This is a genomic window from Candidatus Agathobaculum pullicola, assembly GCF_052117205.1.
Taxonomy (GTDB): domain Bacteria; phylum Bacillota; class Clostridia; order Oscillospirales; family Butyricicoccaceae; genus Agathobaculum; species Agathobaculum pullicola.
Map to the genome: position 1 here is coordinate 1 of NZ_JBQKJP010000008.1, position 15,771 is coordinate 15,771.

Consider the following 15,771-nt stretch of genomic DNA (forward strand, 5'->3'; position numbering starts at 1 on the left):
GCCGGATTGAGGAACTGGACGCAAGGCGGCAGGACATTTCCAATGAGATTGCGAAGCTGTCTGCGGACGCTGTGCCAGCCGAAAAGATAGAAAGCATATCCGGCTATCTGGGCGACTGGGAGAATGTCAGCTTCGAGGACAAGCGGCAGGTGGTGGACGCATTGATAACCGTTATCCGGGCGACAAACGAAAAGGTAGAAATCGAATGGAAAATCTGACGGGCTTCCCCCGTCATACGCTATTCCTTTTGTGCCCTTGTCTATATTAGTGATATGCTGTTCCCCGATTTTGGCGTGCATTTTGTCGCGGTTAATGACGGAGTTGACAGTACGCGGGGCGAAAACGAGTTTACCGCAATCCGCAACGTGTTCAATGAAATGTATGCCCGCGACACTTCAAAGAAGATACGCGCTACTTGGCAATCAAAGGGAAAATCCGGCGAACACCTTACTACAATCCCGCCTTATGGCTATATGAAAGACCCCGACAACAAAAAGAAGTGGATTATTGATGAGGAAGCCGCAGCCGTTGTGCAGCAGATTTTCGCATTGTGCGTTTCCGGCATGGGACCGACACAAATATGCCATTGGTTAGAGAAAAGCGAAATCCTCAACCCTACTTTCTATTGGTTGTCAAAGGGTATGAAAGTCGGCAACAAGCCGAAGCCGGGGGCAAACCCGTACAAGTGGACGAATGAAACGGTTTCCCGTATGCTTGAAAAGATAGAGTATTTAGGGCATACTGTAAACTTCAAGACCCGCAAGCAATCCTACAAGAGCAAAAAAACGTTGTGGAACGACCCGTCCGAATGGGTGATCTTTGAGAACACACAGCCGCCGATTGTAGAGGAAAGTGTATTTCTCATTGTGCAGAACATACGCAAATCCCGCCGCCGCCCTACCAAAATGGGCGATATGGGTATTTTCTCCGGGCTGCTTTATTGTGCAGAGTGCGGCGGTAAAATGTATCAATGCCGAGCAACGAACTTCACCGAAGAACAGAAATATTTTATCTGTTCAACCTATCGGAAAGGCAAAGACTTGTGTACGACCCATTCAATCAAAAATGTTGTTCTGTATGAAATCGTCTTGAAAAATCTACGGGAAGCAATCGACTATGTAACAGAGTATGAAGCCGAGTTTGTGCAGGAAGCAGCAGACAGCCGTTTGCGAGAGCGCGACGTTGAGTTTTCCCGCAAGCGCGAAACACTTTCCAAAGCCGAAAGCCGTATTGCCGAGTTGGATAATCTGTTTAAGCATTTATATGAGGACAATGTAACCGGGAAATTGTCTGACGAACGGTTTATCAAAATGTCCCATGATTACGAATTAGAGCAGAGCAATCTAAAAGCTATGGCAGAAGTGCTACGGGAAGAAATCAAGCAGCAGGAAAAACAAAAGACCAACGTTAAAGCGTTTATCAGCGCGGTAAAGAAGTACACCGATATGCAGCAGCTTGACGCTGCTATGCTACGGGAGTTTATAGATCGTATCGAAGTTTCCCATACCGATAAAAAATCCAAGACAAGGGAAATCACGATTGTATATAACTTCATCGGTGCATTTGATTTTGAACGGGCGAAAGAAAAAGCCCAAAATACAACGGAAAAACAGCAAAGAACGGCATAGCCGTTTGGCTACACCGTTCCTTGCTAAAAAGTTTTCTTAATTCACCGCCCCATTGGCCCGTTCTTTTTTATTCTGCGTATATCCAGCGATGCAGCAAGGCTGGTTCGGCATGCAGACTGCCAATCCGGCAGTCCAATCCGTCCTCGACCAGTGCTTGAGCGGCGGGTTCAGCCAGTTCTGTAAGCGCAGGCGTGTCTGCCTGATTGAGCAGTACGCGCAATTTTTCTTTCGGCAGGCCGCAGGCCGCCACGGTTTCGCGCACACAGTATAGCAGCTCCGGGATGCCGACTGTTTGGTGGGGATTTTGTGCCCAGTCCGGACACAGCGCATAGCGGTGTACTGCGTCGCGTATCGGCCTGCCAAGTGCGGACAGTCCTGCCACAATCAGACACAGGTCGGTTTGCAGCGATAGCACCGGCTCGTCTGAGCGGTGCAATTTCAGCGGCAGACAGTGCGCGCCGTCCGCTTCGCACAGAGCTATGTCTGCTGCGGCTGCCGCCTGCGTGAGCAGAGCGGGGGAGAGCGTGCACAACTTTCCGTTTTCTGCTGATTGACCAGCACAGACCGCTCCCGATAACCGGAGCTGCCCGAGTAGCGCACTCGGTGTGGGATCGAGCAGCACCGTGCGGCAATCGGACGGTGGGACAGGGAATATATGGGTCGTGGTGGTTACCAGCACGCGACAGGATGCCAGCGCGCGGGCGAGCGCACGCAGCGCGGTCGTTTTTCCGCCCGCGCCGACAATGGAAACGAATTTCGGCTGCATTTTTCAGTCCTCATTTTGCCACAGCGGCAGATACCCGCTATCCTGAACGGCATAGAGTGCTTCCGCATCCGCGTCGAGCAGGTCGCGGCAGTCGGTTTCAGATGAAAAGCGTACACAAGTGCCGCAGGACGAACTAAGTGCACGCGGCACGGGCTGCATTTTCGCCTTGTTTCCCGCGTTTTGCAGCGCCTGAAAGCTGAGCATCGCGCTCAGATGCGTGTGAAAAGTCGCAACAAACTCACTCATGGCTTCTTGGTCAACGTCAAGGCGAATTCTTCGTCGCCCGTTTCGCGGGATGCAGCCTCGTAGCCGTTGTTGTGGGCAAAGCGCGTGATATTTTCCACCGCGCACGGGTCGTCGACCAGCACCTCGAGCGTACTCGGCGCGTTTTTCTTGACTTCCTTCTGCACCATGACAACGGGCATGGGGCAGGAATATCCTCTTGCATCAATCATTTTGCATTTTCCTCCCTATGTAAATTTGCATAAGAGATAATGGCAAGCAGAATCAGGCCAATTACAATGCCGATGCGGCCGGTCTGCGCCACGCCGCCTGCGGTAAATACACCGTCCGTCATTGCGTCCGCGTTGCCCGCCATGCCAAAGTTGTGTGCAATCGCCGCGCCGACCAGCATGCCAAACACGGTCACCGCGCTGTCTCCGCTGCCTTCGCCAGACAGAATGAGCTGACGCAGCGGACAGCCGCCCAGCAGTACCGAGCCCCAGCCCGCCATTGCCATGCCGAGAAAACTCCACACGTAGTCGTGGTGCGCGATTGGCTGTACGGCGAGGGTGGGATGAAAGTTACCCAGCGCAAGGTTGCCGATCAGAACGGTCACGAAAATGGCGATAAAACCGGTCAGCAGGTGAAAATCGCGGAACAGGAACATGTCGCGCAGGCCGCCCGCCATACACAGACGGCTCTTCTGTGCCAGCACGCCGACAACCAGGCCGCCTACGAGCGAAATCAGCCACGGAGCGTGGCTTGCGCCCGGGCCTGCCTGCGAAAAACGGATGAAGGACGGCGCGAGCAGCAGAAGCGCCAGCACGACGATCATAAAGCCGGGCAGCACAAAACCGCCTGCTTTTTGCACTTTTCGCGCGCGGCCGAGCGAAAAGCCCTTTTTCAGGCACAGAACACCCACGCCGATGCCCGAGGCAAAGCCGACAAAACCCGCAATCGCGGTCACGTCGCCGCCGCCCAGTCGCAGCAACATGCGCAGCGGGCAGCCGAGGAAGGCCAGCGCGCCGACCATGACAATCATGCCCAGCAAAAATCGCAGGGCAGGCGCGGAACCGGCGCGCGCACGGAATTCCTTGCTTGCAAGCGAGGCAGCCGTCGCACCGAGAACAAGGCCGACGATCTCAGGGCGTAGATACTGCACCTTTTCCGCACTGTGCAGACCCAGTCCGCCCGCGATGTCGCGTAGGAAACAGGCGATGCAGAAGCCCATGTTGGCGGGGTTGCCCGCAGCCATGAGCGCCAGCGACGCAAGGCCTACGATCACACCGGTGCCAATCACCAGATATCTGTTTTTGTTCATATGAATCTCCTTTGGTTTGTGAAATGTATGCTGCAACAAGGCCGGTTTTACATTTGTGCGGTCCTGTGTTACACTGATTTAAAACTATGCGGGCCAAGTTGTCCGCAGACGTCGGGAGGAAACTACCATGTATTCGGTTTATCTGGACAACGCCGCGACCTCATTCCCCAAGCCACCTGCTGTCGCTGCGCGCATGCGAGAGTATGTGGAGCAAATCGGCGCGAGCGTCAACCGCGGCTCGTATGCGTCCGCGCAGCAGGCCGAAATGGTCACGCTGCGTCTGCGCCAGCGTCTGTGTGAGCTGTTTGTATTTCCATCGGTGCCGCATGTGGTGCTTACACCGGGCAATACATGGAGTATCAATCTACTTCTCTTCGGCGCGTTGCGGCCGGGCGACCACTGTCTGGTGTCCGCGATGGAACACAACGCGGTCATGCGGCCGCTCGTGCAGCTTTCCCGGCGGGGAGTCACGTTCGACCGCATCCCTTGTGACCGGGAAGGCCGCTTGCAGGTAGACAAGGTAGAACCGCTGCTGCGGGATAACACCCGTCTGGTGGTGCTGGCGCATGCGTCCAACGTGTCCGGTACGGTACAGGACGTGCAGGCGGTTGGAGAGATTTGTCGCGCGCGCGACATTCCCTTTGCGCTGGACGCCGCACAGACGGCGGGGCATGTGCCGATTGACTTTGAGGCGCTTGGCCTGAGTGCGCTGTCCGTGCCCGGTCATAAAGGGCTGCTTGGCCCGCAGGGCATCGGCGCGCTGCTGCTGCGTCCGGATTTTGCTGGGACGCTCGAGCCGCTGGTCAGCGGCGGGACGGGCAGCGTATCGGATTCCGAAGACGTGCCCGCGTATTTTCCCGACCGGCTTGAGCCGGGCACGCCCAATCTGCCCGGGATATTCGGCTGGGAGGCCGCGCTGGATTACTTGCAGCAGGTGACTGTACCTGTGGTGCAGGCGCATGACCGCGCGCTGTCCCAGCGCTTTCTGGACGGCCTGCGCGCCACTTCGGGGGCCAAACTCATCGGCCCGGACACGGCAAAGGGCCGCGTCGGGGTATTCAGTCTGGATTTCCCGGGAAAGGATAACGCAGAGGTCGCAGCAATGCTTGAGGAACGCTTCGGCATCTTGACGCGCTGCGGCCTGCACTGTGCGCCTAACGCGCACCGCACGCTCGGCACGTTTCCGCGCGGCACGGTTCGCCTATCCTTCAGCTGGTTCACCACGGAAGGCGAGGTCGACTGTGCACTCGAGGCAATCGCCGCGGTCAGCGCAGAATAATGCGGGCACTCCCTGCAAATTCCGAAACCGTTCCGATGCGTCGCGCATCCGGGACGGTTTTTTGCAGTTCGGCTGCCAGCGCGTCCGCGTCCGCGGCATCGACCGCAATCAGCAGGCCGCCTGAGGTCTGCGGGTCATACAGCGCGTCCTGCACTTCGAGCGGCACACCGTCCGCTGCGACCAAGGATTCCGCGTATTTGCGGTTACGGTACATGCCTTCAGGCAGAATCCCCATACGGGCAAATTCGAGCGCTTTGGGCGGGATGGGAAGTGCGGCAACATCCAGCTCAAGCTGCACATCGCTGCCCTGCGCCATTTCGAGCGCATGACCGAGCAGACCGAAGCCGGTCACATCGGTGCAGGCGTGCGTGCGGAACTGCACCATTGCGTCGCGCGCGGCCTTGTTAAGCGTGGTCATGCGCGCAAAAACGGCTTCCAGCACGTCGGGCGGGCACAAATCGGCCTTGGCCGCGGTTGTCAGGATACCCGCGCCGAGCGGCTTGGTCAGAAACAGCACGTCGCCCGGCTGTGCGCCCGCATTGGTCAGCACTTTGTCCGGATGCACAAAGCCGGTCACGCACAGTCCGTACTTGGGCTCATCATCCAGAATACTGTGGCCGCCTGCGATAACAGCACCGGCCTCATAGACCTTGCTATAGCCACCGCGCAGCAGGTCGTGTACCGCGCTGTCCGGCATGGACTTCGGGATACATAGGAGGTTGAGCGCGATGCGCGGTTCGCCGCCCATGGCGTATACATCGGACAAGGCGTTGGTCGCCGCAATCTGCCCAAACAGATACGGGTCATCCGCAATTGGTGGAAAAAAGTCCACGGTCTGTACCAGCGCGAGGTCGTCCGAGACGCGGTAGACTGCCGCGTCATCGCTTTTGTCAAAGCCGACCAGCAGATTTTCGTCCGTGCGTACAGCAAGACCATCTAACAAGCGGGCAAGTGTGCCCGCGCCGACCTTTGCACCGCAGCCCGCGCAGTTGGCGAGCTTGGTGAGTTTGATTTCCTGTTCCATAGGCCGCTCCTTGATGAGAAAGTGAAGGAAACGGACAAAAGACCGTTATCCTTATAAAAAGATAACATGTGGCGGGTGAAAGGTCAAGCGGTGACGCGCATGCCTTTGCATGCCGGGCAAAACTGTGCTATAATGCGGTACATATGATAAAAATACAAGGAGGGAAAGGTCGGTGCTTTCCAATAAAAGCAAGGCGATCGGATTTATTCTGTTATCTGCGTTCGGCTTTGCGTTGATGAGTACATTTGTGCGTCTGGCAGGCGATTTGCCATCCATGCAGAAGTCGTTTTTCCGCAATCTGGTTGCGATGGTGGTCGCGGCGGTGGCGCTGCGACGCAAGGGCGTCAGCTGGAAATGGGAAAAGGGCAATCTGCCCATGCTGCTGCTGCGCGCGACCTGCGGCACACTGGGTATTTTGTGTAACTATTATGCGATTGACCGTCTGGTGCTGGCGGATGCAAATATCTTAAATAAAATGTCGCCGTTTTTTGCCATTTTGTTTTCACTTTTTATGCTCAAGGAGCGCGCAAATGTCTGGCAGTATCTGGCGGTACTGGCGGCGTTCGGCGGCAGCATGCTGATTATCAAGCCGGGCTTCTCGGCAGATATGTTTCCGGCGCTGATTGGTTTGCTCGGCGGCGTTTTTGCAGGCGCAGCCTATACAGCGGTGCGCGCATTGTCTAAAAAAGGGGAAAACAGCGCGCGCATTGTGTTTTTCTTCTCGACGTTTTCCACGCTGGTTTGCCTGCCCTATCTGCTGCTGGATTTTCACCCGATGACATGGTCTCAGCTCGCCTGCCTGCTGGGTGCAGGCGCGGCGGCAACGCTCGGCCAGTTCGGCGTGACGCTGGCCTATGCCCATGCACCGGCAAAGGAAATTTCGGTGTTCGACTATACACAGGTACTGTTTTCCGCGCTGCTTGGATTTTTCCTGTTCAACCAGATTCCGGACGGGCTGAGCGTGCTTGGTTATATTGTGATTTGCGGTGTGTCGGTACTAATGTTCTTCTATAATCGCACGTTGGAAAGTCGGGAGCAGGCCGGTGGACGGAGTTGAGCTGCGCCGTTCTCGCCGCCGCACGCTGGGTCTGGAGGTCACGCGCGAGGGGGACGTAATTGTGCGCGCACCGCTGCGCGCGTCGGCGGCAACGATCGAGCAATTTGTCCGCGACCATGCGGACTGGATTGCTCGGGCGCAGGCAAGGCAGAGGGCGCGTCTCGAGGCGCATCCTGAACCGGATGAGGCGCGGCAGGCGGAGCTGATGCGCCGCGCGCAGAAAGAACTGCCGCCCAAGGTGGCGTATTACGCGCAGAAGATGGGGCTGAAACCGGCCGGCATGCGCATCACATCGGCGCGCACGCGCTTTGGCTCGTGCAGCGCGCAGAATCGGCTGTGCTTTTCTTGGCGACTGATGGACTACCCGGACGTGGCGGTCGACTATGTCGTTGTGCATGAGCTGGCGCATATTGTTCACAAAAACCACGGCCCCCGCTTTTGGGCGCTGGTAGAACAGTACATGCCGGATTATCGTGCCCGCCGTGCGCTGCTGCGGGAGTAAGGGTGAAGGAGGAAGGAAAATGACAATTGCGGAAATCGCGCGCCGCGCAGGGGTATCCAAGGCTGCGGTATCGCGTTATCTCAATAGCGGTTATGTCAGTTCGGAAAAGCGAGAAGCCATTCGGCGTGTGATTGAAGAGACCGGTTATGTGCCTTCGCAACAGGCGCAGACGCTGCGCACGGGGAAAAGCCGCATGATTGGCGTGATTGTGCCGCGCATTGATTCGGAGTCTATCAGCCGGGTGGTAGCAGGAATATCACGCGTGCTGGAGGAACACGGCTATCGGCTGCTGCTGGCCAACACGGATAACCGTATCGAAAAAGAGTTGGAATATTTGGAGGTGCTCCGCAGCGGTAATGTGGATGGCGTGATTCTGGTAGCAACTATGCTTTCTGCTGCGCATCGCAAGGCGCTGACGGCGTTGGGCGTACCAGCAGTATTGGTTGGACAACAGATGGATGGAATGTCCTGTGTGTTTCATGATGACCGGGGTGCGGCGCGTACGATGACGGAGCTGCTGCTGCAAAGCGGCCGCCGCCGGGTAGGGTATATCGGCGTAACGCCGCGCGATAAGGCCGCAGGCGCAGCGCGCCGGGCAGGCTATCAGGATGCCCTGCATGCCGCTGGAGAGGAGCTGCGGTCCGAGTGGATGGAGCAGAGCGATTTCTCCATCGACGGCGGCTATGCGGCGGTGGAGCGGCTGCTGGCCCGCGTGCCGGATATTGAAGGGATTTTCTGTGCAACCGATTCCATAGCAATCGGCGTCAAAAAGTGGCTGGAGGAACGAGGGAAACGCATTCCGGACGATGTGGCGCTGGCCGGCATCGGACATTCCCGCATGAGTGAGCTGGTGCGGCCGCGTCTGGCGACAGCGCATTATTATTACCAGACCAGCGGTGAGGAGGCGGCGCACGATCTGCTTGAAATCATCGGACAGGGCGTGGATAGGAAAAAACAGCTGATGCTTGGGTTTGAGGTTTGTATAGGCGAATCAGTATAACAATAAAAAACGCGAGAGAGCAGCCTGTGTTACACAAAATACAGGCTGCTTTTTTGTGTATGTTATACAGTATCTGTTGCACAGTGTTCAAAAATGACAGGAAAGGTTTGGGTAGAATTGCACATTTACAAAAACAGGGATACAGCGGTATAATGATTCCAGAAAGATGAAATCGATTTCATAAATAAATGCGAAAGGGCGGAACAAAGGTGGATTATGGCAAAGCGGCTTCCGAGGTGCTGGACTGCATCGGCGGAAAGGACAATGTGATTTCGGCAGCACATTGCGCAACGCGTCTGCGGCTGGTGATCGCGGACAATAAAAAGGTGAATAAAGACGCGCTCGAAAATGCGACGGGCGTACAGGGCGTATTTGAGGCGCAGGGACAGCTGCAAATCATCTATGGCACAGGCACGGTCAACAAGGTGTATGATGAGTTCATCGCACAGTCGGGCGCGGCAGCGGTCAGCAAAGACGAGGCTAAGGCACAGGCGGCGCAGAAAGGCAACTGGTTCCAGCGCGGCATCAAGACGCTGGGCGATATTTTTGTGCCGATCATTCCGGCGATTGTGGCTTCGGGCTTCCTTATGGGCATCATGGAGTCGCTCAAGTTCATGATAAACAACGGCTTCATCACGCTCGACAGCACCAGCTCGCTGTTCGTGTTTGCCGACTTGTTTTCCAATGTAGCATATACCTTCCTGCCGATTCTGATTGCGTTCTCGGCGGCCAGAGTGTTCGGTGGCAACCCGTTCCTCGGTGCGGTTATCGGCATGATTATGCTGCACCCCAACCTGCAAAACGCATGGACGGTGGCAACCGAGGGTGTACATACCTATCAGAAAGTGTTCTTCGGCCTGTATGAGGTGCCGCTGGTCGGCTATCAGGGCCATGTTATCCCGGTTATCATTGCGGTATGGCTGATGAGCTTCATCGAAAAGCGGCTGCATAAAGTGGTGCCGCCGATGTTCGACTTGTTTGTCACGCCGTTGGTTTCGGTGTTCGTAACCGGATATCTGACGCTTGCGGCCATCGGACCGGTGTTCACCACGGTAGAGAATTTCGTCATCAACGGTGTGCAGTGGCTCATTGCCATTCCGTTTGGCATCGGCTCGTTCCTCATGGGTGGGCTGTATGCCACGACCGTTGTTTCCGGCATCCATCATATGTATACCATCATTGACCTCGGTCAGCTCAGCGCCTATGGTGTGACCTACTGGCTACCGCTGGCCAGTGCGGCAAATGTTGCGCAGGGCGGCGCAGCGCTCGCGGTTGCGATCAAGACCAAGAACAAAAAGCTCAAGTCCATGGCGCTGCCTGCATCGCTCTCCGCGTTTATGGGCATCACCGAGCCTGCCATCTTCGGCGTCAATCTACGCTTTGTCCGGCCGTTTATTGCCGCGTCAATTGGCGCTGCATGCGGCGCGCTGTATGCGTCGGTCGTCGGTCTGGGCGCGACCGGCACGGGCGTTACCGGCATCTTCGGCATCCTGCTGCATCTGCATCACCCGATACAGTACATCCTTACAATCGGCATTGCTACTGGCGTTGCCTTTGTGATATCGTGGATTCTGGGTATTCCAGAGGAGAAGAATGAAGCGAAGCCCGCACCAGAGCAACCGGAAAAGCCGGCAGTTGCTGCGCCGCAGGGAGATATCGCGCTGGTGTCTCCGCTGAGTGGCGAAGCGGTCTCGCTGGAGGAAACCAATGACCCCGCGTTTATGGCCGGGGCACTGGGCAAAGGCGTGGCGGTAAAGCCAACGGAAAATCGCATCGTTGCGCCGTGTGACGCGACGGTATCGGCGGTCATGGGCCATGCGATCGGTCTGGAATGTGACAACGGTGCAGAGCTGCTCATCCATGTAGGCGTGGACACAGTCAATCTGGAGGGCAAATACTTCACCGGCCATGTGCAGGAGGGCCAGCGTGTCAAGGCGGGTGACCTGCTGCTGGAGTTTGACAGTGCGGAGATTCAAAAGGCCGGTTATCCGGTCATCACGCCGGTCATTGTGACCAATACAGACAAATTTGCTTCTGTGGAGCCGTTGTTCGGCACGGTGAAGGCTGGAAAAGACACGGTTCTTACGCTGAAATAAATAGGAGAGAATCGCCATGAGCAATGCCTTACAACGAGACCTTGTGCGGCTGGTGCGCCGCATTGAACAGGAGGATGGGCCGCGTGCGGCGGCAGATCCCTTTCGCCAGCGTTTTCACTTGATGCCGCCGGTCGGCTGGATGAACGACCCCAACGGCCTATGCCGCTGCGGAGAGTGGTATCATGTGTTTTATCAGTACGGCCCGTTTGATCCCACGGGCGGCGTCAAGATGTGGGGGCACTACCGCAGCTGCGACCTGCTGCACTGGGAGCAACTGCCGCCTATGATGTATCCCGACCAGCCATGGGATATTCACGGGGTGTACTCCGGGTCGGCGTTGGTCGAGGATGGCACACTGTATCTGTATTATACGGGCAATGTCAAGTTTTCGGGCGATTATGATTATATTACGGCAGGGCGCGGTCATAATACCGCGCTGGCCGTCTCGCGCGACGGGATGACGGTAGAAAGCAACGAGCTGTTGCTGGAAAACCGCGATTATCCGCCCGATTTGACCTGCCATGTGCGCGACCCCAAGGTCTGGGCGCAGGACGGCAAGTATTACATGGTGCTCGGTGCGCGCACCAAGGATGACCGCGGCGAGCTGTTGGTGTACGAATCGGAAGATAAGCGTCATTGGCAGCACATCAACACGCTGACCACGAAGAAAAAATTCGGCTATATGTGGGAGTGCCCCGACCTGTTCTGTCTGGATGGACAGTGGTTTTTGCAGTGCTCGCCGCAGGGTGTAAAGCAGCAGGGCAACCGATTCCAAAATGTGTACACCTGCGGTTACTTCCCGCTGGATGGTGATTTTCGCGGAGAATACACGCTGGGCGAATTTGAGGAACTGGATTGCGGCTTTGATTTTTACGCGCCGCAGACCTTTGCCGACGGCGAACGCCGCGTACTCATCGGCTGGATGGGTATGCCGGATGCGCCGTATACCAATCCGACGGTGGAACAGGGCTGGCAGCACTGCCTGACCGTTCCGTGCCTGCTGCGGCGCGACGGCAAGAGGCTGTTGCGTATGCCTGTGCCGGAGATTGACGCGCTGCGCGGCAAGCAGGTCGCGCCTGAGGATGCAAGCGTATTTGATATGGAGTGCCACACGAAAAAGCAGGGCAGACTTGTCATTCGCGGCAGTGCCGTGATAGAATGGCAAGAAGGATTGCTCCGTTTGACGATTGACGGCGGAGGCGCAGGCCGCACGGTTCGTTGTGTGGAGGTACCCGAAGTGCAGACGCTGCGCGTGCTGGCGGACGTGTCCTCGTTGGAAATTTTCATAAACGGTGGGGAGCAGGTGCTGTCTACCCGCTATTATCCGGCACCTTATACACATGGTGTGACAGTGTTTGGTGCGGAAACGAAGATTTGGGAGATGGGTTCCCTGCAAATTACCAAGCAACAGGATGTGAAATAAGGTATGTCGAAAATCAAGCTGCTCGCACTGGATCTGGACGGAACGCTGCTCGATTCGAGCAGCCGCGTGACGCAAGAAAACGCGCGCGCGGTACGTCTGGCACAACAGGCGGGGGTACAGGTTGTGCTGTGTACCGGGCGTAATCTGACCGAGACGCGCGTGTTCAACGCGCAGCTTGACGCCTCCGCAGATTGGGCGGTTATCACTAATGGCGCGGCAGTGATGCGCTTTTCAGACGGCGCACAGATTACGTATGATGGGTTGGACAGCGCAATGTGCGCTTCAGTGCGCGCAATATGTGCGGAATTCGGACTCGACTTGTGCCTGTATACGGCAGATAGGCTGTACTATGGACGGGATTTTCTCCGTTTTCTGGGGGAGCTGCGTCGGCGTGGAAGCGTTGCCTTGGATGAGGCAGCTGAGGGCTATGAATTTGTCTCAAGTAAAGCAGGATGGGACCAAGTGCTCGCGCGTGAGGATGGGCGCGTGGTCAAGGCTATTCTGCACCATCTTGATCCCAAAGAGATCGATAAAATTATGCAGGCGCTGGAGGAGACCGGGCTGTTTGAACTGACACCGTCGATTATGTACGGCGGAGAGCTGAAAAATGTAGAAATCAATCGGAAGGGCGTGCATAAGGGAGGCACGCTCAAGCGGTTGGCGGCACACCTTGGCTTTGACATGGATGCAGTGATGGCAATTGGTGATAGTGACAATGATTTGACCATGCTGCAAATGGCAGGGCTTGGTGTTGCAATGGCAAACGCTGCGCCGAATATCCGCGCGGCGGCAGATGCGGTGACGCAGGATAATACGTCAAACGGTGTGGCGGCAGCAGTGAAACACTTTATTTTGGAGGGACAGTCATGAAAAAAGTAGTGGCGATTGGGGAACTGCTGATTGACTTTGTGCCACAGCAGAAGGGCTGTGCGCTCCATGAGGTGACGCATTTTGAACGCGTCGCGGGCGGCGCACCGGCTAATGTGGCGGCAGCGGTTGCACGGCTGGGCGGAAATGCGGCAATGATCTCACAGGTGGGCGAAGACGCCTTTGGTACGCACATTTTGAACGTGCTGGAAAGCAATGGCGTGGACATTTCCTCCGTGTTCCGCACAAAACGTGCGAACACTGGGTTTGCCTTTGTCTCGCTCGACGCAACAGGGAACCGTGAGTTTTCTTTTTTCCGCAACCCGTCGGCCGACCTGTTTCTTAATGAGGCACAGATTCAGCCGGACATGTTTATCGACTGCGCGGCGCTGCATTTCTGCTCGGTTGATTTGGTGGACTGGCCCGTACGGGCCGCGCACCGACGCGCGATCACGCTCGCGCGCGAAGCGGGCGCGCTGATTTCATTTGATCCGAATGTTCGTTTGCCGCTGTGGGACGATCCGGCGGATTGTCAGGCGGCGATTCGCGCATTCCTACCCAGTGCGGATTTGGTCAAGCTGTCGGATGACGAGGTGGAATTTGTCACCGGATGCAAGGATGAGCGTGCGGCGGCAGAACAGTTATTCGCGGGCGGCTGCAAGCTGCTGCTGGTCACGCGCGGCGCGAACGGTTCAGCGGTCTATACGCCGCATACCGAGGCATTTGCCGATACGCTGTCCGTACCGGTGACTGACACGACCGGCGCGGGTGATTCGTTCATTGGCTCTTTCCTCTATCAGCTGACGCGGGACGGCGTGGGCGTGAATGACCTATCCACGCTGCCGCAGGCACAGCTTGAAGCATATCTGCGCTTTTCCGCGCAGTATGCGTCGTTGACCGTGCAGCATAAGGGCGCGGTAATGGCGACGCTGGACCAGCTGAAACAGGCGTATCCGGACTAAAACATACAATAAAACGGCCTGCACTGGTGCAGGCCGTTTTTGGTCAGTCGACAAAAAAGGGAGCAAGCGTGGGGACGGTGGCAATGCGTTCGGCCGCATCCGGAAAGTCACGCCGCAGGCGCGCGGCGCAGCGACGGCAGAAATCCTCATGGAGCGCAGGCTCGTCTCGCATCTGCTGTTTAAAGCCCCAGATATGTGTAAAAAACCCCTGCTGCGAGCCGGTGAACAGCGATTCCAGATCGGATAGCGCGGTGACACGGATATGCTTGCGCGCGGCGCACATGGCGAGCAGGCGCTGCTCGGCAAAGACCATATAGGTGAGCACATCATCGGCGTCACGCGAGCAGCGGATGAAGCGGATGGCGGTATCCGTGTAATATCGCCGGAAATCATCGTCCGCGAGATAGCACAGCGCGGTGTTAAATGGCTGCACCGTCCAATCGAAGGCCGTAAAGTCAAAACTGTGTGTCTGGGTAAATGTACGCGCGTCCGGATAGATGTCAGGCGTGATATCCTCACGGTGGATGGCGGCAGTGTCCAACCCTGTCAGCAGCGGAGCAAGCGGCTTCCAGCAGATGAAGTCGGTGTCAATCATCACACAGGGGGACGGCATCGCGGACAGCGCATATAGCTTGCCCGCCGCCCAGAACGCCATGGGGTTTACGTCATCCGGTACAGCGTCAAGCAGTGGATGCACGCCTTCGTCCCACAAAAAAGTAAGGCCGAGCGTGTCATAATACCGCAGGGCCTTGGTGTCACAAATCATACGGATGGGGCCGTTTTCCCGCCGCCATGCCAGCGCGGACAGAGCGGTTGTCAGCAGCTCGAATGGTTCGACCGCATAAGGTTGGTCGGGCGAGCGCACAAAAAACGGGCGTGTCCAAGTGGAGTGAAACGCACGCAGCATCAGATCAGCTCCAATCCATAGCCGCCGACCAGATAGGTGCAAGAGCCGAACACATAAGAGCCGGAACCAGAGGAAAGATAGCTGGTGCGGTATGAGGTGGTGTACGAGGTCACATATGAGCTGGAGCCGGAACCCGAGCCGGTGTGCAGAAATACCGTACGGATGACTGTGACCACATGCGTGCCATTTTCCAGAATCTCGACCGGCGGCAGCGCGCCGCCCATGACGGGAACCGGGGGCTTGCCATCCTCGGCGGGATACCAGCCGTTCGGAAACGGATCGACCGCAAATACACCGGTGGGTGCAGTTTCCTCGACCGCAACAGTTTGCCCGGTGGGACTTTCATCCGCAGGCGGCTGGCTGTGGCGCTGAAAGCTGTCCTCGTCCATAGCGACGCCGTCGAGCACGCGATGGTGTTCCGGATCCATTGCCAGAATACCCTCCGGCGCAGGAATCGGTGCGGCGGGCGCGGGTTCTTTCGGTGCGGGCGGTGCTTGTTCTGCGGGTGCGCAGTGCTTGGCGTAGCTGTCCAAATCGAAAACCACGCCGTCGATCTCCCGATAGTTACTGGGATCCATTGCCAGAATACCGTTGGGTTTTGACAAGGCCGCGCCCCCTTCCGTTTGTTCTATATTCAAATTATACTGTACTACGGGGTAAACCGCAATGAGAAAATTGCGCTGTGAAAAAAGTTTTTTCCGCTTTACAGCGGCGTGT

16 protein-coding genes and 1 pseudogene are annotated in these 15,771 nt (G+C 56.8%); 10 read left to right on the forward strand and 7 right to left on the reverse strand.

Features of this window, described 5'->3' with window-relative positions; all coding sequences use genetic code 11:
- Positions 1–218: pseudogene (locus tag ACTQ3V_RS04750) on the forward strand (recombinase family protein); the annotation flags it as partial.
- A 54-nt stretch (positions 219–272) separates the two neighbouring features.
- Positions 273–1,628, forward strand: a complete 1,356-nt coding sequence (locus ACTQ3V_RS04755; protein ID WP_441466504.1) for a DUF4368 domain-containing protein — start codon at positions 273–275, stop codon at positions 1,626–1,628.
- 67 nt (positions 1,629–1,695) lie between these two features.
- On the opposite strand, the gene yqeC is transcribed toward ACTQ3V_RS04755, so the two are convergent.
- From yqeC to yedE, 4 genes are read right to left on the reverse strand one after another with little or no spacing between them, the layout of a single operon-like run.
- Entirely contained in the window at positions 1,696–2,394 is a 699-nt protein-coding gene (gene yqeC / locus ACTQ3V_RS04760) for a selenium cofactor biosynthesis protein YqeC (RefSeq protein WP_441466505.1), read from the reverse strand.
- A gap of 3 nt (positions 2,395–2,397) precedes the next feature.
- Positions 2,398–2,640: a putative Se/S carrier protein gene (locus ACTQ3V_RS04765; RefSeq protein WP_441466506.1), complete on the reverse strand. Its 243-nt coding sequence runs from the start codon at positions 2,638–2,640 to the stop codon at positions 2,398–2,400.
- On the reverse strand, positions 2,637–2,849 hold the full coding sequence (locus tag ACTQ3V_RS04770; protein ID WP_441466507.1) for a sulfurtransferase TusA family protein: 213 nt from the start codon (positions 2,847–2,849) through the stop codon (positions 2,637–2,639). The genes ACTQ3V_RS04765 and ACTQ3V_RS04770 overlap by 4 nt, the downstream gene beginning before the upstream one ends.
- The gene (gene yedE, locus ACTQ3V_RS04775) at positions 2,846–3,937 is read right to left on the reverse strand and encodes a YedE family putative selenium transporter (RefSeq protein ID WP_441466508.1); all 1,092 of its coding nucleotides are present in this window, start codon (positions 3,935–3,937) and stop codon (positions 2,846–2,848) included. Before yedE ends, ACTQ3V_RS04770 begins: the two co-directional genes overlap by 4 nt.
- A 127-nt stretch (positions 3,938–4,064) precedes the next feature.
- Here yedE and ACTQ3V_RS04780 point away from each other — a divergent pair, with 127 nt between their 5' ends.
- Positions 4,065–5,216, forward strand: a complete 1,152-nt coding sequence (locus tag ACTQ3V_RS04780; protein WP_441466509.1) for an aminotransferase class V-fold PLP-dependent enzyme — start codon at positions 4,065–4,067, stop codon at positions 5,214–5,216.
- Here ACTQ3V_RS04780 and selD read toward each other — a convergent pair.
- Positions 5,203–6,240 (reverse strand): selenide, water dikinase SelD, encoded by a 1,038-nt coding sequence (selD, locus tag ACTQ3V_RS04785; protein ID WP_441466510.1) that lies wholly within the window; start codon positions 6,238–6,240, stop codon positions 5,203–5,205. The genes ACTQ3V_RS04780 and selD overlap by 14 nt on opposite strands.
- A 172-nt stretch (positions 6,241–6,412) precedes the next feature.
- On the opposite strand from selD, the gene ACTQ3V_RS04790 reads away from it, so the two are divergent.
- The 7 genes from ACTQ3V_RS04790 to ACTQ3V_RS04820 all read left to right on the forward strand — a co-directional run bounded on the left by ACTQ3V_RS04790 (position 6,413) and on the right by ACTQ3V_RS04820 (position 14,147).
- A complete protein-coding gene (locus ACTQ3V_RS04790) occupies positions 6,413–7,297 on the forward strand; it encodes a DMT family transporter (protein WP_441466511.1) in 885 nt (294 codons plus the stop codon).
- Complete coding sequence (locus tag ACTQ3V_RS04795; protein WP_441466512.1) at positions 7,284–7,799, forward strand: M48 family metallopeptidase; 516 nt, start codon at positions 7,284–7,286, stop codon at positions 7,797–7,799. Before ACTQ3V_RS04790 ends, ACTQ3V_RS04795 begins: the two co-directional genes overlap by 14 nt.
- Positions 7,780–8,799 carry a LacI family DNA-binding transcriptional regulator gene (locus tag ACTQ3V_RS04800; RefSeq protein ID WP_441466577.1) on the forward strand — a complete coding sequence of 340 codons (1,020 nt, stop codon included), beginning with the start codon at positions 7,780–7,782 and terminating at the stop codon, positions 8,797–8,799. The genes ACTQ3V_RS04795 and ACTQ3V_RS04800 overlap by 20 nt, the downstream gene beginning before the upstream one ends.
- Positions 8,800–9,008: 209 nt before the next feature.
- A complete protein-coding gene (locus tag ACTQ3V_RS04805; protein WP_441466513.1) occupies positions 9,009–10,895 on the forward strand; it encodes a PTS sucrose transporter subunit IIABC in 1,887 nt (628 codons plus the stop codon).
- Positions 10,896–10,911: 16 nt separating this feature from the next.
- Complete coding sequence (locus ACTQ3V_RS04810; protein WP_441466514.1) at positions 10,912–12,318, forward strand: glycoside hydrolase family 32 protein; 1,407 nt, start codon at positions 10,912–10,914, stop codon at positions 12,316–12,318.
- Between the two features lie 3 nt (positions 12,319–12,321).
- The gene (locus tag ACTQ3V_RS04815; RefSeq protein WP_441466515.1) at positions 12,322–13,188 is read left to right on the forward strand and encodes a Cof-type HAD-IIB family hydrolase; all 867 of its coding nucleotides are present in this window, start codon (positions 12,322–12,324) and stop codon (positions 13,186–13,188) included.
- On the forward strand, positions 13,185–14,147 hold the full coding sequence (locus ACTQ3V_RS04820; RefSeq protein ID WP_441466516.1) for a carbohydrate kinase family protein: 963 nt from the start codon (positions 13,185–13,187) through the stop codon (positions 14,145–14,147). Before ACTQ3V_RS04815 ends, ACTQ3V_RS04820 begins: the two co-directional genes overlap by 4 nt.
- Positions 14,148–14,190: 43 nt before the next feature.
- On the opposite strand, the gene ACTQ3V_RS04825 is transcribed toward ACTQ3V_RS04820, so the two are convergent.
- Both ACTQ3V_RS04825 and ACTQ3V_RS04830 read right to left on the reverse strand, forming a co-directional pair.
- Entirely contained in the window at positions 14,191–15,054 is an 864-nt protein-coding gene (locus tag ACTQ3V_RS04825) for a DUF6734 family protein (protein ID WP_441466517.1), read from the reverse strand.
- Positions 15,054–15,659, reverse strand: a complete 606-nt coding sequence (locus tag ACTQ3V_RS04830; protein WP_441466518.1) for a hypothetical protein — start codon at positions 15,657–15,659, stop codon at positions 15,054–15,056. The genes ACTQ3V_RS04825 and ACTQ3V_RS04830 overlap by 1 nt, the downstream gene beginning before the upstream one ends.
- Positions 15,660–15,771 lie beyond the last annotated feature (112 nt).